This window comes from Caballeronia sp. 11_S32, assembly GCF_056930355.1.
This window is the reverse complement of the sequence record NZ_JBXOWH010000001.1, coordinates 1,397,734-1,418,731: the sequence shown is the minus strand read 5'-3', so window position 1 is coordinate 1,418,731 and position 20,998 is coordinate 1,397,734. Positions and strand designations below refer to the sequence as shown.

Below are 20,998 nucleotides of genomic sequence, written 5' to 3'. Positions count from 1 at the left end.
CCTCTGATGACGACGCATGTTGCGCAAGGCCTGGCGCGGAGAAGAACGCTTCTGGAAAGTCTGGTGGCTGTTGGGCGTGCCGATTCACCTCGCATGGTGGTTCGTCTACCTCGACCTCTGGACGAGCGGCATCGCTCCCGAAACATTCCTGCTGATCACCGTCTGGTTCTGGCCCGGCATGCTGGGCCTGTTCGCCGCCTGCTCGGTGCTGTATCTGCTGTGGTGCACGCTCGCCTGGCGCTGTTCCGGCAATGTGAATAACCGCATATGGACGGTCGTCGCGCGCGTGCTGATCGGCGTCGGGCTCGGCTCGTTTCTCACGGAATGCGCGTTGATTCTCACGGTGCCGTTCGCCTGATTCGTCGCGCTGACACTCACGCGGCGTCGATTCCCGCGCACGCCGTCGGGCTTCGCGTGCACAATGTCCAGGCTTGCTCAAGGCGTGCCACGCGGCCAACGACGAACGGACAACGACGCGCATGCTCAACGAATTCGCCAAGACGGTTCTCGTGATCGTCGCCGGATTGTTCCCGATCATCAATCCGCCCGCGGTGGCGCTCGTCGTGCTGAGCGTGCTGCCGCACATGAGCGATGATGAGCGCAGCGAGCTCGCGCGGCGCATCTGCATCAACAGTTTCGCGATCCTGCTGGCGTCGCTTTCTATCGGCGCGTACGTGCTGTCGTTCTTCGGCATCTCGATTCCGGTGCTGCGCGTGGCGGGCGGCCTGGTCGTGGCGATGGCGGGCTGGACGCTGCTCCAGGCGCCCGATGACGACGACGCCCCCGAATCCGCGCCCAGGCCGCGCAGCGGCGCATCGCTGCGGGCGAAGGCGTTTTATCCGCTGACGCTGCCGATCACCGTCGGGCCGGGGGCGATCGCGGTCGCCATCGCGCTTGGCACCGGCTCGCCGCGTCACGGACTTCAGCCGGTGCATCTCGCCGGCGTGGGTATCGGGCTCGTGCTCGTGTGCGCGAGCATCTATCTGTGCGTGCGCTTCGCCGGCCATCTCGAACGGCTGCTCGGCACCACCGGCACGCAGGTCGCGATGCGTCTCTTCGCGTTCGTCATCTTCTGCATCGGCGTGGAGATTCTGTGGCTCGGGCTGTCCGAGCTGATCGCGACGGTTCATTTCGATGCCAAGTAGCGCCATTTCCCCGGAAAAACCCTAAGCGACGCTCCCCGATGACAGCGCTACCATTTTCGCTTCGAATGGTAACGCTACCATCAAGGAGACGCTGCTTGACTTCGAATCGCAAGAAGCCGGAAGAACTGCGCAGTCACCGCTGGTACGGCGTGAACGATCTGCGCTCGTTCGGCCACCGCTCACGCACCGCGCAAATGGGCTATCACTCGTCCGATTACATGGGCAAGCCGGTCATCGCGGTGCTCAACACGTGGAGCGAGATCAACCCGTGCCACACGCATTTCAAGCAGCGCGTCGAGGAGGTGAAGCGCGGCATCTGGCAGGCGGGTGGCTTTCCCGTCGAGATGCCCGTGATGACGCTCGCCGAGCCGTTCCAGAAGCCGACGACGATGCTCTACCGCAACTTCCTGGCGATGGAAGTCGAGGAAGTGCTGCGTTCGTATCCGTTCGACGGCTGCGTGCTGATGGGCGGCTGCGACAAGACCACGCCTGGCCTGCTGATGGGCGCGATCAGCATGAATGTGCCCGCGATCTACCTTCCCGCCGGCCCGATGCTGCGCGGCGACTGGAACGGCCGCACGCTCGGCAGCGGCTCGGACACGTGGAAATACTGGGCGGAGTTGCGCGCGGGCAGGATCACCGAGGATGAATGGAAGGGCGTGGAAAGCGGCATCGCGCGCTCGCCGGGACATTGCATGACGATGGGCACGGCATCGACGATGACGAGCGCCGCCGAAGCGCTCGGCATGACGCTGCCGGGCTTCGCGTCGATTCCGGCGGTGGATTCGCGGCATGCGCAGTATGCGTCGCTGACGGGGCAGCGCATCGTCGAAATGGTATGGACGGACCTGAAGCCGTCGGACATTCTCACGCCGAAGTCCTTCGACAACGCGGTGACGACCGTGCTCGCGATGTCCGGCTCGACCAACGCGATCGTGCATCTGGTGGCGGTGGCGCGTCGCGCGGGCGTGCCGCTGACGACCGCGCGCTTCGATGAGCTCGCGCGCGTGACGCCGGTGATCGGCAACATCCGCCCGGCCGGCAAGTATCTGATGGAAGACTTCTTCTATGCGGGCGGCCTGCGCGCGCTGCTCGCCGAACTCGGCGATCTGATCGATCGCTCGCAACTAACTGTCAATGGCACGACGCTCGGCGAGAACATCGAGGGCGCCGAGATTTTCAACGACGACGTGATTCGCCGTCGCGACAATCCGCTGGTTCCGAACGATGGGCTTGCCGTGCTGACGGGTAATCTCGCGCCGGACGGCGCTGTGATCAAACCGGCGGCGATGGAAGCGCATTTGCTGAAGCATCGCGGGCCGGCGGTCGTGTTCAGGGACTACGCCGATATGGCCGCGCGCATCGACGATGAAGCCCTCGATGTCACGGCCGATTCGGTGATCGTGCTTCAGCACGCGGGGCCGGTTGGCGCGCCGGGCATGCCGGAGTGGGGCCAGTTGCCGATTCCGCAGAAGCTTTTGAAGCAGGGCGTGCGCGACATGGTCCGCATCTCCGATGCGCGCATGAGCGGGACGAGCTACGGGGCGTGCGTGCTGCATGTGGCGCCGGAATCGTTCGTAGGCGGGCCGCTTGCGCTGGTGCGGGATGGCGATACCGTCGAACTGGACGTGCCTGCGCGGCGTTTGCATCTCGATGTCAGCGACGAAGAACTCGCCGCGCGACGTGCCGCGTGGACGCGGCCGAAGCGTCCGTTCGAACGGGGATTCGGCGTGATGCATCAACTGCATGTGACGCAGGCGGACAAGGGCTGCGATTTCGATTTCCTCGAAGAGAAAACCGCGACCGGCGGCGAGCCGGACATTCACTGAGAAGCGCAACATCATGACGACACAAGACATCGCCATTTCCGATGAAACCATCGAACTGCTGCGCCACGTCAGCACAGCGACGCTCACGACGCAGCTTTTCAAGCGCGGCCTGCGCAACGTGTTCCTGCAAGGCGTCGCGCCGCTCGTGAAGCCCGCGAAGGGCGCGCCGAACATGGTCGGGCCGGCGTTTACGCTGCGCAACATTCCGGCGCGCGAGGATATCGATCATGTGGGCGTGTTTCAGGACCCGGATCATCCGCAGCGCAAGGCCGTGGAGACCGCGCCGCCGGGCAGCGTGCTCGTGCAGGATTGCCGCGGCGAGCGCGGCGTTGCGTCGACGGGATCGATCCTCACGATGCGTCTCAGGGTTCGCGGTGTCGCGGGCATGGTGTCGGACGGCTGCGTGCGGGATAGCGGCACGATCGGCGATATCGGATTGCCGCTGTTCTGCGCGGGTGCGAGCGCGCCGCTCAATCTCGCGAAGCATCACGCTGTCGATATGAATGTGCCGATCGCTTGCGGCGGTGTCGCGGTGTATCCGGGGGATATCGTCGTCGGGGATGTCGATGGCGTCGTCATCGTGCCGCGATATATGGCGGAGGAAGTCGCCCGCGATGCGACCGAGCAGGAAATCATGGAGGAGTTTTTGTCCTCCCGTGTGGAGGGCGGCGCTGTCTTGCGCGGTACCTATCCGCCGGATGAGGGGACGCTTGCTGCTTATAAAGAGTGGCGCGGGCGGCGCGGCGGCTGATGTCTTTGTTTTCGCCGGATCCCGTGGTCGGGTGGGTCTATTTGCGTTGCCCCTGTGCGGGGTGGCGGGTGGTTTGCCTGTGCTTTCTTTCGCCGGATCCCGGTTTCGCGTTGGTCTATTTGCTCTGCCCCTGTGCGGGGCGGCAGTCACTTTCTTTGCTGCTGCAAAGAAAGTAACCAAAGAAACAGCTTGTCCCATCCAAAGTGCTTCATGCCGGCCCCGGCACAGAAGATGGTATGTGGTCCGGCAATAGCGAGTGCCCTCGTAGGTCTAACCGGGCGTGGACCGCGCACGATCTGACGAGCTAGTTGTTTTGGCGCGCTGGTTCAGCACGAAATAGCTCCGGCACAGCGCTACGCGCTGCCGCTGGGTATGCAAGGGAAACCAACGGTGGGCGAATGCAGTGAGATGGCAGAGTTAGCAAAGAAGCGCGCGCCGACCCGATTGACCGGTCGGCCGCGAAGCGGGCCGGAGCTATTTGGCGCCTTACCAGTCAGTTGAGCGTTGCGATGTGACAGACCGTGCGCGATCCAAGCCCGGTTAGGCCTATGAGGGCACTCGCTACTGCCGGACCACGTGCGCCGTTCTGTGCCGGGGCCGGCATGAAGCACTTTGGATGGGGATAGCTGTTTCTTTGGTTACTTTCTTTGCAGCAGCAAAGAAAGTGACTGCCGCCCCGCACAGGGGCAGTGCTAATAAACCAACGCGAAACCGGGATCCGGCGAAACGAAAAAATACAGCCCAACAAACTTCAAAAACCGCCGCCCCCGGACGGGGCAAAAAACCGTCTGCCGCCCCGCACAGGGGCAGTGCTAATAAACCGACGCGAAACCGGGATCCGGCGAAACGAAAAAATGCAGCCTAACAAACTCAAAAACCGCCGCCCCCGGACGGGGCAAAAAACCGTCTGCCGCCCCGCACAGGGGCAGAGCTAATAAACCGACGCGAAACCGGGATCCGGCGAAACGAAAAAATGCAGCCTAACAAACTCAAAAACCGCCGCCCCCGGACGGGGCAAAAAACCGTCCGCATCACCGACGTGGCGACGACCGCCGGCGTCTCTCCCATCACAGTCTCCCGAGTCTTCAACGCCCCCCACACGGTGGCACCGGAAACCCTGACCCGCGTGCGACGCGCAGTCGCCGAACTCGGCTATGTGCCGAACCGCCTGGCCGGCGGTTTGTCATCGGCGAAATCGCGTTTGATCGCGGCGATCGTGCCGACCCTGGCGCATTCGCTCTTCTCCGCAACCGTGCAAGCCTTCAGCGATACGATGTCGCGCGCCGGCTATCAAGTGCTGCTCGGCCTCTCCGGCTACAGCGACGAAGACGAAGACCAGCTCCTCGACGCCATCCTGAGCCGCCGCCCCGAAGGCGTCTTCCTGACAGGCGTCGCGCACACGTCGACGCTCAGGGAACGCCTGCGCAAGATCGGCATTCCGATCGTCGAAACGTGGGACATGAGCGACGACCCCATCGATATGCTCGTAGGCTTCTCGCATTACCAGATCGGCGTGGCGGTCGCCGAACGCTTCGTCGCACGCGGCACGCGCCGCCCCGCACTCGTATCCGCGAACGATCAGCGCGCGCTCGTGCGGCGGCGCGGCTTCGTCGAAACGCTCGCGAAACACGGCGTCAACGATGTCGCCGAGATGCTGATGCCTGCGCCTAGTTCCGTCGCGCTCGGCAAGGAAGGCCTGCGGCGCGTGCTCGAAACACGCGCGGGCGTCGATGCGATCTTCTGCAGCTCCGATCTGCTCGCGCTCGGCGTAGTCTCCGAAGCGCGGCGGCTCGCGATCGACATCCCCGGGCGCATTTGCGTGTGCGGCTTCGGCGACCTCGAATTCAGCGCCGACGCCATGCCCGCGCTCACGACCGTGCGCGTGGACGGCAAGCGCATCGGCGCGACGGCGGCGCGCTGTCTGATCGACAGGCTCGACGGCGCAACGGAACGAACGCTCGTCGACGTGGGCTTCGAACTGGTCGAGCGCGAAACGCTGTGACGACGCGCCCCGTCAGGGCAGAAGATTCCACTTGATGATCGCGCGCACGTCGCGCTCGAAGCCGAGCACGCTCATCGCGGCGGTGTCCATCGCGAGATGCGCCCCGAGCGACGGCGAGCCCGTCGCCCATTGCGCGCCGAATACACGCGAGAAATGCGCGTGCGAAAAGAGCGCGATGTTCGTCGCGTTCGTCGCGATCAGCTTGTCGATGAGCGCCTGCGCGCGCCTGCCGACATCGGCGAGATTCTCGCCCTCGGGAATCGGCGACGTCCACACGGACCAGTCCGGAATCTCCTTGCGGATGTCCGGCGTTTTCAGCCCTTCGTAGATGCCGTAGTTCCACTCGTGCAACTCCGGCTCGATCTGCGCGCGATCGCTCAGACCGGCGAGGCGGCAGGTCTCTATCGCGCGGCCCATCGGGCTCGTCAGCACCAGATCGAACGATTGCGATGAAAGAATCGGCGCGAGCGCGGCCGCCTGCTTGCGGCCGACATCGGTGAGCGGCACGTCGGTGGTGCCGGTGTGCTGGCCCGACTTGCTCCATTCGGTTTCGCCATGCCGGATCAGCCAGATATGGACGCCAACTTTCGAGTTCATGTCGTTCACCCGGTGTCTGAAGAATTCGCCCGCCCGCCGCCACGACCCAGCCACGACCCAGCCGCGGCACAGCTTGCGATTCTGCACCGTTTGCCGCACGCGCGCCGCGAAGCTGCCGCTCAGTCGAGCTCGCCCGTCGCGAAAGCTTTCAGCAGATGATGCGCGATCGCAAACGGCTTCGGCGCCGAAAGCCCTTTTTCATGCGTGCCGTCGAGCATCGCGGCGACGTCCTTACGCGTGAACCAGCGCGCATCTTCCAGCTCGTTCTTGTCGATGACGATCTCGACGCTCGCTGCGCGCGCGAAGCACCCGATCATCAGCGACGACGGAAACGGCCACGGCTGCGATGCGTAATAGCGCACGTCCGTGCAGCGGATGCCCGCTTCCTCCAGCACCTCGCGATACACCGCGTGCTCGAAGGTCTCGCCCGGCTCGACGAAGCCCGCGAGCGCCGAATACATGCCCGGCAGGAATTGCGGCTGACGGCCGAGGAGGCAACGCTCGCCATCGGTGACGAGCATGATGACGACAGGATCGACGCGCGGAAAATGCTGCGCCTTGCAACTCGGGCAGATGCGCCGCCAGCCCGCGCCGGCGGAATCGGTCGGCTGGCCGCAGTTCGCGCAGAAGCGATGCCGCCGATGCCAGTCGAGCATCGAGCGTGCTTCGCCGAGCGCGCTGACCATCGGCGGGGGCACGAGACCTTGCATCGCGATGGGACGAAGCTCGATCGCTTCCACATCGGGCAGCGCCGGCGGTTCGGCATCGAATGAATGCGCGAAAAGCGCGCGCTGATCCGCGTCGCGGCCGAGAAACACCGTTTGCGAAGGCGCGCCGAGCGCGGCGGCTTCCGCTGCGCCGAAAAGCGGATCGTGCCCGCCTTCGGCGCGACCGGCGCGCTTGAACAGCGGCACGTTGTTCACGAAGAGCAGAAAGCGCGTGGAGGGATCGTCGCGCAGACCGGCGACGAAGGCTTCGTCGTCGCGCTTTTCAGACACCCGATCGAGCGGATCGAGCGTAAAACCGATGGCATGAGGCGGCGTGGGCATAGTATTTTTCGTGTGTGACGGGAAGATGCAAGGCCAACCGGGAATCGTAGCGAAGTTGGCGCGTCCTTGCAGGGCGACGCTTCGCCGGTTCGATCGATCAATGCGGTGTGCGCGGAGACGTGTCGATGATTACGCTCTACTCCTATCCTCAGTTGTTCGGCCTCGAAGACAACAATCCGTTCGGGTTGAAGGTGTTCGCGTTCCTGAAGCTGACGGGCCTGCCATTCGAGCATCGTCATGTGCTCGACACGAGCGCGGCGCCACGCGGCCAGCTTCCGTATCTCGTCGATGACGATGAAACCGTCGGCGACAGCGATGCGATCATCGCGCATCTGACGCGCAAATACGCACTCACGCTCGACCACGCGCTGAGCGCCCCGCAACGCGATCTCGATCTGCTGATCCGCCGCACGCTCGACGATCTCTACTGGGTGATGTCCTATTCGCGCTGGCGTGACGACCGCTACTGGCCGCGGTTTCGCGATGCGCTGCTCGCGCAGCATCCGGATATCGGCGGGGAAGCGCTCGAAGGCGCGCGCAAATACAACTTCGAGCGCTATCGGTATCAGGGCATCGGGCGATACGAGCCGGATGCCGCGTATGCGCGCGGCATCGCGAGTCTTCAGGCGATCGCGAACCAACTGGGCGATGGCCCGTTCATGTTCGGCGCCGCGCCCGTGAGCACCGATGCCGCGTTGTATGGCTTCGTCGCGAACATCTGGTTTTATGACATCGATACGCCGCTCAAGGAATTCGTCGGCACGCGGGAGAATCTCGTCGCGCATTGCGGCGCGATGCGTGAGCGCATGGGGCAGAGCGTGGCGCCGGACCATTGAATCTCACACGATGCCCGCGTGCCGGTTGAGTGACCTTTCCTCACAATACGCTGCATTAATATCCATTGAGCCGCTCTGACACGTCTCCGATAATGGGTCGCACATACACGGCGAACTACAAACTGGAGACAACGTGGAGAAGACGAACGGACGCGTCGCGGTCGTGACGGGCGGCGCAATGGGCATTGGCGCTGAAACGGCGGAGCAGCTTGGCAAGCGCGGCTATCACGTGGTGCTGGCCGACCTCAACAAGGAAAGCGCCGAGGAAACCGCCGCGCGTCTCAATGCGCAGGAGCTATCGATTTCGGCCGTGCAGATGGACGCCGGCAAGCCCGAGTCGATCGCCACGGCGTTCGAGCACATCGCGAAGACGCATGGGCGCTGCGACGTGCTCGTGAACGGCGCGGGCATCGCAAAGCTGGTTCCGTTCATCGACTATCCGCTCGACGCTTTTCTCAACACGATGCAGGTCAACGTGACCGGCACGCTGCTGTGCGCGCAGCATGCCGCGCGGCTGATGGTCGAGCGGCGCTGGGGGCGCATTGTCAATATCGCTTCGGTGGCGGGCATGCGCGCGGTCGGCAAGGGCCGCACCGCATACGGCACGTCGAAGGGCGCGGTGATCGCGCTGACGCGTCAGATGGCCGTCGAGCTGTGCGATTACGGCATCACGGCGAACGCGGTCGCGCCCGGTCCCGTGGATACACCGATGACCAAGGTCCTGCACAGCGATCAGTTCCGCGAGGAATACTCACGCGCGATCCCAATGCGCCGTTACGGCACGACATCGGAAATCGCGGCGGCGATCTGCTATCTCGCATCCGATGAAGCGGCTTACACCAACGGCGTGGTGCTGCCGGTGGACGGCGGCTTCCTGTCGTGGGGCGCGGGCGCGGTTTAAAGAGCCTGAGACACGCCGTCCGAAGGTTCTGCCGCACTTCGGACGGCGAGCAATACGCTCAGCGCCGATCCGCGGCGCCGAGCATCAGAATGCGCTGCGCCATGCGCAGGTTCGCATAGTCGATCATCTTGCCGTCGACGGATACCGCGCCGCGTCCGTCGGCTTCCGCCTGCTGCATCGCGTCGACGACGCGGGCAGCGAACGCGAGTTCTTCCGGCGACGGCGTGAACGCGCCGCGCGTCGCATCAATCTGCGAGGGGTGAATCACTTGCTTGCCGTCGAAACCGAGCGCAGCCGCTTTCTCGGCCCACGCGCGCGTGAGGGTTTCATCGCGATACGCGCCGCATGGGCCGTCGATCGCGCGCAGCCCGAAGGCGCGCGCGGCGACGAGCACGCGCATCATCGGATAGGCGAAGAGATCGAGCGGCGTTTCGACATGGCGTTCATGCACGAGCGACGTCTGCCGATAACCCGCCGGCGAGCCGCCGATCTCCGCACTGCGCGCGCCGATGGAACCCGCGAAATCGCCGACGCCCAGATGCAGCGCCGCGATGCGCGTGCTGCTTTGCGCGAGCGCTTCGACCATCACGAGGCCGAGCGCGGTTTCGATCAGCAGATCGATGGCGAGCGGCGCCGTGCGTGCATTGCCTTCGGCGCTGTCGATCATGCGCGTGATCGCTTCGATATGCGCGGGACGCTCGGCCTTCGGCACGATGATGGAATCGAGCCGCGCGATGGGCGCGAGCGCGCGGATCTCTTCCTCGATATGACGGCTGCCGTATGCATTCACGCGCACTAGCACGGTCTTCGTGCCCCAGTCGAGTTCGCGCAGCGCACGCGTTGCGCCTTGAAGCGCTTCCGCCTTTTCCGACTCGGGCACGGCGTCTTCGAGATCGAGAAACACCGCATCCGCCGAAGAGCGCGCAGCCGACTCCACATGACGCCTGCGATTCGCGGGCACAGCGAGCACGGTGCGCGTCAGGCGATATTCATTCGCATCACTCATGCGTTGCTCCGTTTGTCGAGACGCAGTTCATCGAGCACGCTTTGCGTGTGTTCGCCGACGGCGGGAATCGGCTTCATCACGGGTTCGACGCCGGGAATCGTGATGGCGGGCAGGAACATCGTGAGCGGCCCGGTCGGCGAGCCGACTTCGCGCGTGCGCTTGCGTGCATTGACTTGCGGATGATCGACGAATTCTTCCACCGAATTCATGCGCGCGTTGGCGATCGCGGCTCGGTCGAGGCGCGCGAGCACTTCGTCGCTCGTCCACTCGGAGAAACGCGCCTCGATCAGCGCTTCGAGCGCGTCGCGATTGGCGAGGCGCTGCGGATTGCTGTTGAAGCGCGCATCGACGGCGATCGCCTTGTCGCCGAGCACGACATCGCAGAACGACAGCCACTCGCGTTCGTTCTGAATGCCGAAGAAGATGCTGCGGCCATCGCCGGTGCGGAACGGGCCGTAGGGCGCAATGGTCGCGTGACGCATGCCGTTGCGCTTCAGGGGCTTGCCGCTGCCCGTCACGTAGTACGCGGGATAGCTCATCCATTCCGTCATCGAATCGAAGAGCGACACTTCGAACGCCGTGCCCTTGCCCGTGCGTTCGCGATGATAAAGCGCCATCAGCACGCCGTTCAGCGCATACATGCCGGTGGCGATATCGGCGATCGCGAGGCCGCATTTGGCCGGCTCCGCTTCGCTGCCGTTGATCGCGAGGAAACCGGATTCGCATTGCACGAGCAGGTCGTAGGCCTTCTTGCTGCTGTACGGGCCGCCGCTGCCGTAGCCGGAAATATCGCACGCGATCAGGCGCGGAAAGCGCGCAACGAGCGACTTCGCGTCGAGACCGAGCTTCGCGGCCGCGCCCGGCGCGAGGTTTTGCAGGAACACGTCGGAGGTTTCGAGCAGCGCGAAGAGCGCATCGGCGCCTTCATCGCTCTTGATGTCGAGCGCGACGCTTTCCTTCGAACGATTGGTCCAGACGAACTGGCTCGACATGCCGTTCATCACGGTGTCGTAGTCGCGGCAGAAATCACCGTTGCCGGGCCGTTCGATCTTGATGATGCGCGCGCCCCAGTCCGCGAGATGGCGGGACGCGAGCGGCGCGGCGATGGCCTGTTCGAGCGACACCACGGTGATGCCCGAAAGCGGAAGCGACATGCGTTGTCTCCTGATTGTGTCGGTCACGTCGGCGGCGCTTCAGCCACCGTGCGAAAAATCGTAGCGCGCGTGACGCATCAGGAGGAAATACTGTTTGGAACTATGGGGTATAGGCGAATCCAATATGCCCGCGTTCGGGACCTATCTCTCGCTCGCGGCCGTCTCGATGCCGGGCGCCAGTTCCGCGACGATCTGCTGCATGCATTCCTGCACCGCGCGCGATGCCGCCGTCTGCGGCACCGCATTGAGGCGGCACAGCGCGACGGAGCGTTCGAGTGTCGGCTTGACGAGAAAGCGTGTGAGCAGGTCCTTGTGCGCGCCTTGTGCCTTCCCGGCGCGTTCGCGTCCGAGATAGCTCGACAGGATGGTCGCGGCTTCGCCACGCCGCGCGATCTCGAGCATGGTCGGCAGCGAATCGATATCGGCGACGACGTTCAGATCGAGGCCCGCGCTGTCGAATGCCCGCTCGACGAGCAGGCGCAGGCCATGCGATTTGCCGGGCAGCACGAGCGGCACGCCGGAAAGCAGTTCGAGCGGCACGGTCTTCGCGCGCGGATTGCCGACCCACGCCGCGCCATGCACGGCGAGGCGCTCGTTGAAGAGCGGAATCACGGAGACGCCACGGGTTTCCGTTTCGCGAAAGAGCACGGCGATATCGAGCCGGCCATTGGCGAGCAGCTCGTTCAGGTAGCCGCTCATGCTCTCGAAAATCTGCAGCTGGATGCCGGGATAGGTCGCGCGCATGCGCTCGAAAAGCGGCACCGCGAGCACGGATGCGACGCTCGTCGGCAGTCCCACCGCAACCTGGCCGGAGAGCGCGTGCTCGCCGCGCTTCACGTCGCCGCGCATCTGCGCGATCTGCTTGATGATCGATTGCGCGTGGCGGTACAGCGTCACGCCGGCTTCGGTGGGCGCGACGCCGGAGTAGCTGCGCATCAGAAGCGGGACGCCCAGATCGCTTTCCATTTCCGCGATCTGCTGGCTCAGCGAGGGCTGCGAGATCGACAGCGCGAGCGCCGCTTTCGAGAGGCTGCCGGCATCGACGCAAGCCACGAAATAGCGCATCTGGCGAATGTCCATCGTGCTTGTCTCCGTTATGCGTGGCTTGCATGGTTTGCCACTGGATATAGGCGTGAATTATATCCTCTATTGCCAATTCGTATTTGTAGCGGTCGAAGCGATCTCCCTATACTTTTTTTCACTAAGCAATGACGTATCACTCGATCGCTAACCGTTAAATCGAACAGGAGACATAGCAATGCCAACGGAGGCCAGGACCATTTTCATCGGCGGGGAGTGGAGCGCCGCTCAATCGCAAGCTTCGCTCGAAGTACGCTCGCCGATTGACGGCGAAGTGTTCGCTTCGATTTCCCGCGGCGGCAAGCCGGAAGTGGATCGCGCGGTAGCGGCGGCGCGCGATGCGCTCGCCGGGCCGTGGAGCACGATGGCCGGCTTCGAGCGCGGCCGCATCATGAGCAGGTTGTCCGCGCTGATTCTCGACAATCTCGAAGAACTCGCGCAGCTCGAAGCGCGCGACACGGGCAAGCCGATTACGCAGGCGCGCACGGATATCCGCGCGACCGCACGCTATTTCGAGTTCTACGCGGGCGCCGCCGACAAGATTCTCGGTGATGTGCTGCCGTTCCTCGACGGCTATCAGGTCACTGTGCAGCGCGAGCCGCGCGGCGTGTGCGGGCTGATCATTCCGTGGAACTATCCCGCGTCGATGTTCGGCCGCACCATCGGGCCGGCGCTCGCCACGGGCAACACAGTCGTATTGAAACCCGCCGAAGACGCGAGCATGAGCTGCGCGCGCCTGACCGCGCTGGCACACGAAGCGGGCTTGCCTGCGGGCGTGATCAACCTCGTGACCGGTCTCGGCGAGGAAGCGGGTGCGGCGCTGTCGCAGCATTCCGATGTCGATTTTCTCTCGTTCACCGGCTCGCCCGAAGTCGGCACGCTGATCCAGACGGCGGCCGCGAAGAATCACGTGCCGTGCGTGCTCGAACTCGGCGGCAAGTCGCCGCAGATCGTGTTCGACGATGCCGATTTCGAGAACGCGGCGAAGACCATCATCGGCGTCATCACGCAGAACGCGGGGCAGACGTGCTCGGCAGGCAGCCGCGTGCTGATCCAACGCTCGGCGTATGACCGCTTCGTCGCGATGCTCAAAGAGAAGATGGCGGAGGTGCGCGTCGGCGCGCCGGCGGCGGATCTTCAGTGCGGGCCGGTCATCAACGGCACGCAGCAGACCAAGGTGAAGGGCTTCATCGATCGCGCGCGCGCCGACGGCATAGCGGTGATCGCGCAAGGTTCGCTCGACGAAAGTGCCGTAGAAACCGGCTATTTCGTCACGCCGACGCTCTTCGGCCCGGTGCCGACGACGCACGAGCTCGCGCAGGACGAAGTGTTCGGCCCGGTGCTCGCGGCGATTCCGTTCGAGGACGAAGCCGAAGCCATTGCGATCGCCAACGGCACCGCATACGGACTCGTCGCGGGCCTGTGGACCGAGAACGGCGCACGGCAGATGCGCGTCGCGAAGAAGCTGCGCGTGGGCCAGGTGTTCATCAACAACTATGGCGCGGGCGGCGGCATCGAACTGCCGTTCGGCGGCGTGAAGCGCAGCGGTCATGGCCGCGAGAAGGGCCTCGAAGCGCTCAAGGAATACACCGTCGCGAAGACCGTCGTGCTGAAGCACGGCTGATGAGGCTCACGTCAATCAAACGAGGAGACACAAGCGCATGACCGCTGTTCCCGAATTCTCCCGCGCGGCCGTGCTGCGCGAATTCAAGGCGCCGCTGAAGATCGAGGAAGTGCCGCTGCCGCGCGATACCGAGCCGAACGCCGCGCTCGTCAAGATCGAAATGTGCTCGATTTGCGGCACCGATGTGCATCTGTGGCAAGGCTCGCTCTCGCTGAAGGTGAATCTGCCGGTGATCATCGGTCACGAGATGGTCGGGCGCGTGGTGCGCGCGGGCGCGGGCGTGACGACCGATTCCGTCGGCACGCCGCTGAAGGTCGGCGACCGCGTCGTCTATACGCATACGTCCTGCGGCGGCTGCTACTTCTGCACAACCGCGCGCAAGCCGACGCTCTGCACGAATCGCCGCGCATACATGTACGAGAACATCGAGGAATCGCCATATCTGCTCGGCGGCTTCTCGCAATACGGCTATGTGCTGCCGCAGGCGGGCCGCCTGCGTGTGCCGGATTCGGTGCCGAACGAACTCGCGAGTCTGTCGAGTTGTGCGCTGCGCTCGGTGATGAACGCGTTCTCGCAAATCGGTGAAATCGAGCCGACCGATACCGTGCTGATTCAAGGCGCCGGTCCGCTCGGCCTGCTCGCCACCGCCAACGCACGCGTGCGCGGCGCGAAGAAGATCATCGTGATCGGCTCGCCTTCGGCGCGTCTGAAGATGGCCGAGCGCTTCGGCGCGGACGTGTGCATTCCCGTCGAAGGCACCACGCCGCAAGAGCGGCTCGATGCCGTGCTCGCCCAAACCGAAGGACGCGGCGCGGACATCGTCATGGAGTTCACCGGCGTGCCCGCGGCGTTCGCGGAAGGCCTCGCGCTCGCGCGCAAGGGCGGACGTTATCTGGTGGTCGGCCAGCTCGGCGAGGCATCGACGACGATGGCGCCTTCGATGATCGTGAAGAAGAACCTGCAGGTCATCGGTTCCTTTTCAGGCGATGCCCGCAGCTATTCGCTCGCGCTCCAGTTCCTCGAAAAGCATCAGCATGCGTTCCCGTTCCACGAAATGATCACGGGCCGATACAAGCTCGATGAAGTCAACACCGCGCTCACGCGCATGAAGAATTTCGAGGAGGTGAAGCCCGTCATCACGGTCGACTGACCCGATAGCACGCAGCAGCGCCGCAGGAAATCTCGCAGCAGATACGCCGGTTCCAACGATGAAACCGGCGTCCATACAAATATCACACAACAGGAGACAACCCATGAAACTCGATCGTCGCAGCTTCCTCGTCACGAGCGCAGGAACCGCAGCGGTAGCCGCCTCGGGCATGATGGGCGCGCCGTGGATCAGGCGCGCGCAGGCGGCGGAATTCAGCTACAAGGTCGGCACGGATCTGCCGGCTTCGCATCCGCTGAACGTGCGTATCCAGCAAGCCGCCGATGCCATCAAGAAGGAGACCGACGGCCGCATGGAGATTCGCGTGTTCGCGAACAACCAGCTCGGCGGCGATCCGGACATGTTCGCGCAACTGCGCGCGGGCGCGCTCGAATTCTTCACGCTGTCGGGCGCGAACGCGTTGTCGTCGCTGGTGCCGAAGACCGCGATCACGGGCACGGGCTTCGCGTTCAAGGACTACGACCAGGTGTTCGCCGCGCTCGACGGCGAACTCGGCGCGCATCTGCGCGGCCTCATCACGAAGGCCGGTCTCATCGTGCAGGACAAGGTGTGGGACAACGGTTTTCGCCAGATCACCACGAGCTCGAAGGCGATCAAGACGCCGGGCGATCTGCAAGGCCTGAAGATCCGCGTGCCGCCGGGCCGCTTGTGGATCTCGCTGTTCCGCTCGCTCAATTCCGCGCCGACATCCATCAGCTTCAACGAGGTGTATTCGTCGCTGCAGACGAAGGTGGTCGAAGGTCAGGAGAACGCGCTCGCGGTGGTCGACACGGCCAAGCTCTACGAAGTGCAGAAGTACTGCTCGATGACGAGCCACATGTGGGACGGCTTCTGGTTCCTCGGCAACCGCGCGGCGTGGGAGAAGCTGCCGGCGAACGTTCGCGACATCACCTCGAAGCATTTGAATGCGTACGCCATGCTTCAGCGCAAGGACGTCGCGCAATTGAACGCATCGCTGCAAAAGACGCTGGAAAGCAAGGGCCTGCAATTCAATGCGCCCGACCTGAACAGCTTCCGCGAGGTCTTGCAGAAATCGGGCTTCTACGCCGAGCAAAAGAAGTTCTTCGGCGAAGAGGAGTGGGCGCTGCTCGAGAAAGTCACCGGGAAACTCGCATGAGAACGCATATGGCCGATGAATTCGCGCAAGGCCCGAACGACGGCAGTGAAGCGCTGCGCAGCCTTCCGTCGATGCCGCGTGGCCTCGCGCTCGCCGATCATGTCCTCGGGCTGATCGTGTCGATTCCCGCGGCGCTGCTCGTGCTCGCGGAAATCGTGCTGCTTTTCAGCGGCGTGGTTGCGCGCTACGTTTTTCACCAGCCGCTCGTCTGGGGCGATGAACTCGCGGCCATACTGTTTCTCTGGCTCGCGATGACGGGCGCCGCGACCGCGCTGCATCGCGGATCGCACATGCGCATGACGGCGATCGTCAATCGCGCGGGCGAGGAGTGGGGCGCGATCTGGGACAACGTCGCGCTCATCGCGAGCCTGCTGTTCCTCGCGATGATCGCCGCGCCCGTGTACGCGTTCATCAACCAGCAATGGGGCATCGTTACGCCGGCGCTGGAGATCAACGACGGCTTGCGCGTCGCGGCCATCGTGTACGGGGTCGTGTGCATGCTGCTGATGTCGCTCGTCAAGCTGCTCGCGCGCGGCTGGAAAACGGCGGCAATCGGCATTGCCGTGACGGCGGCGGTCGTGACCGTGCTGCATACGGCCGGTCCCGTGCTGCAATCGCTCGGCAATCTGAACCTGCTGATCTTCTTCGTCGGCGTGGTCGGATTCACGGTGCTCTCGGGCATGCCCATCGCATTCTCGTTCGGGCTCGCGGTGTTCTCGTATCTGTCGCTGTCCACGTCGATGCCGCTCGAAATCGTCGTGAGCCGCATGGACGAAGGCATGTCGCAACTGCTGCTGCTCGCGGTGCCGATGTTCATCTTCCTCGGCTTGCTGATTGAAATGACCGGCATGGCGCGCGCGATGATCAACTTCCTCGCGTCCTTGCTCGGTCACGTGCGCGGTGGTTTGTCGTACGTGCTGGTCGGCGCAATGTATCTGATCTCGGGCATCTCCGGTTCGAAGGCCGCGGACATGGCCGCCGTCGCGCCGATTCTCTTTCCCGAGATGAAAAAGCGCGGCGAAAAGCCGGGCGAATTGGTCGCTCTGCTGTCGGCGACGGGCGCGCAGACGGAAACCGTGCCGCCTTCCATCGTGCTGATCACGATCGGCTCGGTGACGGGCGTGTCGATATCCGCGCTCTTCACGGGCGGTCTGCTGCCAGGCCTCGTGCTCGCGATCGCGCTGTGCGTGCTCGTATGGTGGCGCGCGCGCGGCGTGAAGCCGGCGTCGGCGAAACGCGCGACGGGCGCGGAGATCGGCAAGACGCTCGTGATCGCGCTGCCGGCGCTCGCGTTGCCGGTGGTGATCCGCTTCGCCGTGGTCGAAGGCGTGGCGACGGCGACGGAAGTGTCGACGGTCGGCATCGTGTATTCGCTGATCGCGGGCTTGCTGATCTATCGGCGCTTCGATTTGAAGCGCATCATGCCGATGCTCGTCGAAACGGCGGCGCTGTCGGGCGCGATCCTGATCATCATCGGCACCGCGACGGCGATGGCCTGGTCGCTCACGCAGTCGGGCTTCTCGCATAGCCTCGCGTCGTTCATGGAACATCTGCCGGGCGGCGCGATGAGCTTCATGGCGGTGTCCATCGTGATGTTCGTGCTGCTCGGCAGCGTGCTCGAAGGCATTCCGGCGATCGTGCTGTTCGGGCCGCTCCTGTTCCCGATCGCGCGCGATGTCGGCATTCACGAAGTGCAATACGCGATGGTCGTGATTCTGTCGATGGGTCTCGGGCTGTTTGCGCCGCCGTTCGGTGTCGGTTATTACGGCGCGTGCGCGGTCAGCAAGATTCATCCGGATGAGGGGATTCGGCCAATCGTGGGTTATATGATCGCGCTGTTCATCGGCATTATCGTGATTGCGCTGGTGCCGTGGATCTCGATCGGGTTCCTGAAGACGGCTTGAGGGTTTGAGTGGTGAGGGGCAAGCGGCGATGCTTCAGGGCATCGCCGCTTCTTATTCCGGCCATGAAAAGTGAAAGGGGCGGCGATGTTTTCATCGCCGCCCCTTTCGCTTCCCGCACAAGAACTCAAGCTACATTGCCATCCCGCGCCGTGATGAAGAACTTCTCATCGCCCATCTGTCCGCCTTTCAGCGCCACACGCAAATCACGCAGATGCGGCTTGCCGGAAATCACGCGGCACAGCGGCGCGCCCGGCGTCAAACGCGCATCGATCTCCAGCGCATCCGGCCCGAGCACTTGTGTGACCTGACTCGACGTATCCCCGCCCGAAAGAATCAGACGACGCAGCGGCATCGCGCGCAGCACGGCATCCGCGATTGCGCCGAGCCGCTGACCGAGCAGACGTCCGCCGCGATGACGTGCATCGTCGAGCGACATGCCTTGTGCCACGAGCGCATCCAGCATGCCGCCGATGCGCGGATCGCGTGGCCCGCGCGCCGTGTGCATGATCACGCTCTGTCCATCGCGCAGCGCATGCAGCGCGCGGCTCACGATGGCGTCGAACGTGCGCGCGCCGTCTTGCGTATCGATGAGCGCGCGCGCATCGATTTCGATATCGGCGAAACCGGCGTAGATGGCCGCATCGATCTGCGCCGCCGACAACGGCGATGCACTGCCCGACAGCGCGAGAATCGGCGCGGCGGCCTCGATGCGATCGTGAGAGTGCGTCTGCGCCTGCAACGCGCCGGTTTCATTCCACCATTGCGTAAGCGCGTATTCGAGGCCCGAGGAACCGACCGCGAACACGGGCCCATGCCGTTGCCCTTCCTGCCAGAGCAAACGCCCGACTTCCGTCAGATGCGCGGGCGATCCCGTATCGAGCAGCAAGCCCGCGGGCGCGGCATCGAGCGCTTGCTTGAACGCCTGATCGATCTGCGCGCGCGTACCTTCGAAGTTCGGCAGATGAAAGCCCGAAAGCGGTAGCTCCGTTTGCCGCGCGAAGTGGCGAAGCAGATCGCCTTCGTCCATCGGCGTTACGGGATGCGCGCTCATGATCGGATGACGATCGATGCGATAGATCTGTCCATCGGTTCCCGAGCGCGCGAACAGATTGCCGAAGACGCAAAAGCGCTTCAACGCAGGCGTGCCCGCGACGATCGGAATCGTGCGGGGCCCGAACGACGCGCGCGCAAGCTCCATCACCCGTCCAATGCTGCCGATGCCCGGCGCGCTGTCGAAGGTCGAGCACACCTTGTAATGGATGATCGGTGCGTTCAATGCGAAAAGTGCCTTGAATACGGGCGGCAACGCGGAATCCATTTCGGCGGGCGTCATCGCGCGGCTGTCGCCGGCAACGCCGATCGCATCGAAGCCGCCGAGCGCGGCCAGTTGCTCGCGCGTCGGCGGTTTCAGGAACAAGGCGCAGCGCAGGCCGGCGAACGCCAGCACTTCGAGCGCATCGGTGGAGCCGGTGAAATCGTCGCCATAGAAGGCGAGGCGTAGCCTGGCAGCGGTCATCGTCGGTTCAGATTGCCTTGAAGTGGGAAAGGGCGGCGAGGAGCGCGGGATGCGTCTTCGCATACGTGTTCAGATCGACGCCTTCGACGGCGGCTTCCCAGCCTTCGCGCATGCTGGCGACGCCCGCCGCGATGCCCTGCGGATGCCCGATGATGCCGCCGCCCGCGAGATGCATCAGGTCCACCGAACGCAGCGCGCCGAACAGGTCCGGCGCCTGCGATGCCCATTGGCCCGACGAGAATACCGGCATCACCGGCTTCACGCCGGCGAAAGGCGCGAGGCATGCACGCGCGGAATCGATCACGGATGCATCCGGCTCCCAGAATTTGCTGCGCACGCCGTTCACATGCAGATGATCGACGCCCGCGAGCCGCCACAGCTTCTGATACGCAGTGAACGAGAAGCCAAGCTGCGGGTAGCGCGTGAACGCACCCCAGCCGTTGCGATGCCCGTGTATCGGCAATCGCGCGTGACGCCGCACATGCTCGACGCCCGCGAAGCCCACCCAGTTCACACACACCATTACGCACGTGCCGCCCGCTTCGAGCACCTGATCGTGACGGCGCAGCATTTCGTCGATCGTGCCGGAGATGTTGATTGCGTACATCGGCATGCGCCCGAGCCGGTCGGCGTGCTTGCGCAGCACCGGCATCACGGCGGCGAGGCGCGCGTCGAAGCTCGCGTAGGAAGGGTCGGCGAGCAGTTCGTCATCCTTGATGAAGTCGATATCGGCGGCGCAAAGATCGTCGACGATCCTCGCGGTTTCGTCAGGCAAGAGCCCGATGCTCGGCTTGATGATGGTGCCGATCAGCGGTCTCGCATGCACGCCCGCAAGACGCCGCGTGCCTTCGATACCGAATGCCGGCCCGGCGAAGCGCTGCGTGTAATTCTCGGGCATGTCGATATCGAGCAGACGCAAGCCCGTGATTTCCCCGAGTTCGAAGAGATTGCCCGCGATGGTCGACAACAGCGCCGGCAGATTCGCCCCCACATTGTCGATGGGAAACGCGATGTCTATCTCGCCGCGATAGTAGAGCTTCGCCGGTTCCTTGCGTTCGACGTACGCGCTTTTCAAAGAAGGCTCGAGCACCGGCGGCAAGGAATCCACGCGGACCACGCGGGCGCGCGCACGTTCCTTCAGTGCATCGGTTTCGCCGGGCAGCGCGAGAAAAGTGCCGCTCGACTGCTCGCCCGCGATAACCTCCGCGGCCTTCGCAATAGGCACCGAGCTTTCCACGAAATAACGCGCCGTGAATTCCGCGCGCGAATGGGGGTTTTTGGACATGTTATGGGTTCACGTTGCGGCAGGCGCGATAGGA

General features: G+C 64.1%; 18 protein-coding genes. 11 read left to right on the top strand and 7 right to left on the bottom strand.

All coding sequences use genetic code 11. From position 1 onward, the window contains the following. The first annotated feature begins 16 nt into the window (after window positions 1-16). From AC1Z32_RS06465 to AC1Z32_RS06445, 5 genes are all read left to right on the top strand, one after another. Window positions 17-358 (top strand): hypothetical protein, encoded by a 342-nt coding sequence (locus tag AC1Z32_RS06465; RefSeq protein WP_483477861.1) that lies wholly within the window; start codon window positions 17-19, stop codon window positions 356-358. 121 nt (window positions 359-479) lie between these two features. Next, complete coding sequence (locus tag AC1Z32_RS06460; RefSeq protein WP_483477860.1) at window positions 480-1,145, top strand: MarC family protein; 666 nt, start codon at window positions 480-482, stop codon at window positions 1,143-1,145. Window positions 1,146-1,240: 95 nt separating this feature from the next. Beyond that, complete coding sequence (gene araD, locus AC1Z32_RS06455; protein WP_483477859.1) at window positions 1,241-2,974, top strand: L-arabinonate dehydratase; 1,734 nt, start codon at window positions 1,241-1,243, stop codon at window positions 2,972-2,974. 13 nt (window positions 2,975-2,987) lie between these two features. After that, a complete protein-coding gene (locus tag AC1Z32_RS06450) occupies window positions 2,988-3,725 on the top strand; it encodes a ribonuclease activity regulator RraA (protein WP_483477858.1) in 738 nt (245 codons plus the stop codon). A 973-nt stretch (window positions 3,726-4,698) separates the two neighbouring features. Continuing rightward, window positions 4,699-5,727: a LacI family DNA-binding transcriptional regulator gene (locus tag AC1Z32_RS06445; protein WP_483477857.1), complete on the top strand. Its 1,029-nt coding sequence runs from the start codon at window positions 4,699-4,701 to the stop codon at window positions 5,725-5,727. Window positions 5,728-5,739: 12 nt separating this feature from the next. Here the strand turns inward: AC1Z32_RS06445 and AC1Z32_RS06440 are convergent, their stop codons facing one another. Together AC1Z32_RS06440 and nudC are read right to left on the bottom strand one after the other, a co-directional pair. Then, on the bottom strand, window positions 5,740-6,324 hold the full coding sequence (locus AC1Z32_RS06440; RefSeq protein ID WP_483477856.1) for a histidine phosphatase family protein: 585 nt from the start codon (window positions 6,322-6,324) through the stop codon (window positions 5,740-5,742). 119 nt (window positions 6,325-6,443) lie between these two features. Beyond that, window positions 6,444-7,373, bottom strand: coding sequence for an NAD(+) diphosphatase (gene nudC, locus AC1Z32_RS06435; protein WP_483477855.1), 930 nt, complete (start codon window positions 7,371-7,373; stop codon window positions 6,444-6,446). Window positions 7,374-7,498: 125 nt separating this feature from the next. Here nudC and AC1Z32_RS06430 point away from each other — a divergent pair, with 125 nt between their 5' ends. Next, window positions 7,499-8,209, top strand: coding sequence for a glutathione S-transferase C-terminal domain-containing protein (locus AC1Z32_RS06430; protein ID WP_483477854.1), 711 nt, complete (start codon window positions 7,499-7,501; stop codon window positions 8,207-8,209). Window positions 8,210-8,342: 133 nt separating this feature from the next. Next, complete coding sequence (locus tag AC1Z32_RS06425; protein ID WP_483477853.1) at window positions 8,343-9,110, top strand: SDR family NAD(P)-dependent oxidoreductase; 768 nt, start codon at window positions 8,343-8,345, stop codon at window positions 9,108-9,110. Window positions 9,111-9,168: 58 nt separating this feature from the next. On the opposite strand, the gene AC1Z32_RS06420 is transcribed toward AC1Z32_RS06425, so the two are convergent. The 3 genes from AC1Z32_RS06420 to AC1Z32_RS06410 form a co-directional block, all read right to left on the bottom strand. Next, window positions 9,169-10,116 carry an HpcH/HpaI aldolase/citrate lyase family protein gene (locus AC1Z32_RS06420; protein WP_483477852.1) on the bottom strand — a complete coding sequence of 316 codons (948 nt, stop codon included), beginning with the start codon at window positions 10,114-10,116 and terminating at the stop codon, window positions 9,169-9,171. Next, window positions 10,113-11,270 (bottom strand): CaiB/BaiF CoA transferase family protein, encoded by a 1,158-nt coding sequence (locus tag AC1Z32_RS06415; protein ID WP_483477851.1) that lies wholly within the window; start codon window positions 11,268-11,270, stop codon window positions 10,113-10,115. Before AC1Z32_RS06415 ends, AC1Z32_RS06420 begins: the two co-directional genes overlap by 4 nt. Window positions 11,271-11,411: 141 nt before the next feature. Then, window positions 11,412-12,350, bottom strand: coding sequence for a LysR substrate-binding domain-containing protein (locus tag AC1Z32_RS06410; RefSeq protein WP_483477850.1), 939 nt, complete (start codon window positions 12,348-12,350; stop codon window positions 11,412-11,414). Between the two features lie 178 nt (window positions 12,351-12,528). Here AC1Z32_RS06410 and AC1Z32_RS06405 point away from each other — a divergent pair, with 178 nt between their 5' ends. From AC1Z32_RS06405 to AC1Z32_RS06390, 4 genes are all read left to right on the top strand, one after another. After that, on the top strand, window positions 12,529-13,974 hold the full coding sequence (locus AC1Z32_RS06405) for an aldehyde dehydrogenase family protein (protein WP_483477849.1): 1,446 nt from the start codon (window positions 12,529-12,531) through the stop codon (window positions 13,972-13,974). A gap of 37 nt (window positions 13,975-14,011) precedes the next feature. After that, window positions 14,012-15,124 carry a zinc-binding dehydrogenase gene (locus AC1Z32_RS06400; RefSeq protein ID WP_483477848.1) on the top strand — a complete coding sequence of 371 codons (1,113 nt, stop codon included), beginning with the start codon at window positions 14,012-14,014 and terminating at the stop codon, window positions 15,122-15,124. Window positions 15,125-15,227: 103 nt separating this feature from the next. Continuing rightward, the gene (locus AC1Z32_RS06395) at window positions 15,228-16,259 is read left to right on the top strand and encodes a TRAP transporter substrate-binding protein (protein WP_483477847.1); all 1,032 of its coding nucleotides are present in this window, start codon (window positions 15,228-15,230) and stop codon (window positions 16,257-16,259) included. Window positions 16,260-16,330: 71 nt separating this feature from the next. Then, window positions 16,331-18,163, top strand: coding sequence for a TRAP transporter large permease (locus tag AC1Z32_RS06390; RefSeq protein WP_483478216.1), 1,833 nt, complete (start codon window positions 16,331-16,333; stop codon window positions 18,161-18,163). A gap of 124 nt (window positions 18,164-18,287) precedes the next feature. Here AC1Z32_RS06390 and AC1Z32_RS06385 read toward each other — a convergent pair whose 3' ends face one another. Beyond that, complete coding sequence (locus tag AC1Z32_RS06385) at window positions 18,288-19,679, bottom strand: four-carbon acid sugar kinase family protein (RefSeq protein ID WP_483477846.1); 1,392 nt, start codon at window positions 19,677-19,679, stop codon at window positions 18,288-18,290. Window positions 19,680-19,686: 7 nt separating this feature from the next. Beyond that, window positions 19,687-20,964, bottom strand: a complete 1,278-nt coding sequence (locus tag AC1Z32_RS06380) for a ribulose-bisphosphate carboxylase large subunit family protein (RefSeq protein WP_483477845.1) — start codon at window positions 20,962-20,964, stop codon at window positions 19,687-19,689. Between the last annotated feature and the right edge of the window lie 34 nt (window positions 20,965-20,998).

Bases quoted from the DNA above. Each gene is read 5' to 3' on its own strand.
- AC1Z32_RS06380 (WP_483477845.1), bottom strand. From the start codon at position 20,964: ATGTCCAAAAACCCCCATTCGCGCGCGGAATTCACGGCGCGTTATTTC.
- AC1Z32_RS06385 (WP_483477846.1), bottom strand. From the start codon at position 19,679: ATGACCGCTGCCAGGCTACGCCTCGCCTTCTATGGCGACGATTTCACC.
- AC1Z32_RS06440 (WP_483477856.1), bottom strand. From the start codon at position 6,324: ATGAACTCGAAAGTTGGCGTCCATATCTGGCTGATCCGGCATGGCGAA.
- AC1Z32_RS06405 (WP_483477849.1), top strand. From the start codon at position 12,529: ATGCCAACGGAGGCCAGGACCATTTTCATCGGCGGGGAGTGGAGCGCC.
- AC1Z32_RS06445 (WP_483477857.1), top strand. From the start codon at position 4,699: ATGCAGCCTAACAAACTCAAAAACCGCCGCCCCCGGACGGGGCAAAAA.
- AC1Z32_RS06410 (WP_483477850.1), bottom strand. From the start codon at position 12,350: ATGGACATTCGCCAGATGCGCTATTTCGTGGCTTGCGTCGATGCCGGC.
- nudC (WP_483477855.1), bottom strand. From the start codon at position 7,373: ATGCCCACGCCGCCTCATGCCATCGGTTTTACGCTCGATCCGCTCGAT.
- AC1Z32_RS06450 (WP_483477858.1), top strand. From the start codon at position 2,988: ATGACGACACAAGACATCGCCATTTCCGATGAAACCATCGAACTGCTG.
- AC1Z32_RS06420 (WP_483477852.1), bottom strand. From the start codon at position 10,116: ATGAGTGATGCGAATGAATATCGCCTGACGCGCACCGTGCTCGCTGTG.
- AC1Z32_RS06415 (WP_483477851.1), bottom strand. From the start codon at position 11,270: ATGTCGCTTCCGCTTTCGGGCATCACCGTGGTGTCGCTCGAACAGGCC.
- AC1Z32_RS06460 (WP_483477860.1), top strand. From the start codon at position 480: ATGCTCAACGAATTCGCCAAGACGGTTCTCGTGATCGTCGCCGGATTG.
- AC1Z32_RS06430 (WP_483477854.1), top strand. From the start codon at position 7,499: ATGATTACGCTCTACTCCTATCCTCAGTTGTTCGGCCTCGAAGACAAC.
- AC1Z32_RS06395 (WP_483477847.1), top strand. From the start codon at position 15,228: ATGAAACTCGATCGTCGCAGCTTCCTCGTCACGAGCGCAGGAACCGCA.
- AC1Z32_RS06390 (WP_483478216.1), top strand. From the start codon at position 16,331: ATGCCGCGTGGCCTCGCGCTCGCCGATCATGTCCTCGGGCTGATCGTG.
- AC1Z32_RS06400 (WP_483477848.1), top strand. From the start codon at position 14,012: ATGACCGCTGTTCCCGAATTCTCCCGCGCGGCCGTGCTGCGCGAATTC.
- AC1Z32_RS06465 (WP_483477861.1), top strand. From the start codon at position 17: ATGTTGCGCAAGGCCTGGCGCGGAGAAGAACGCTTCTGGAAAGTCTGG.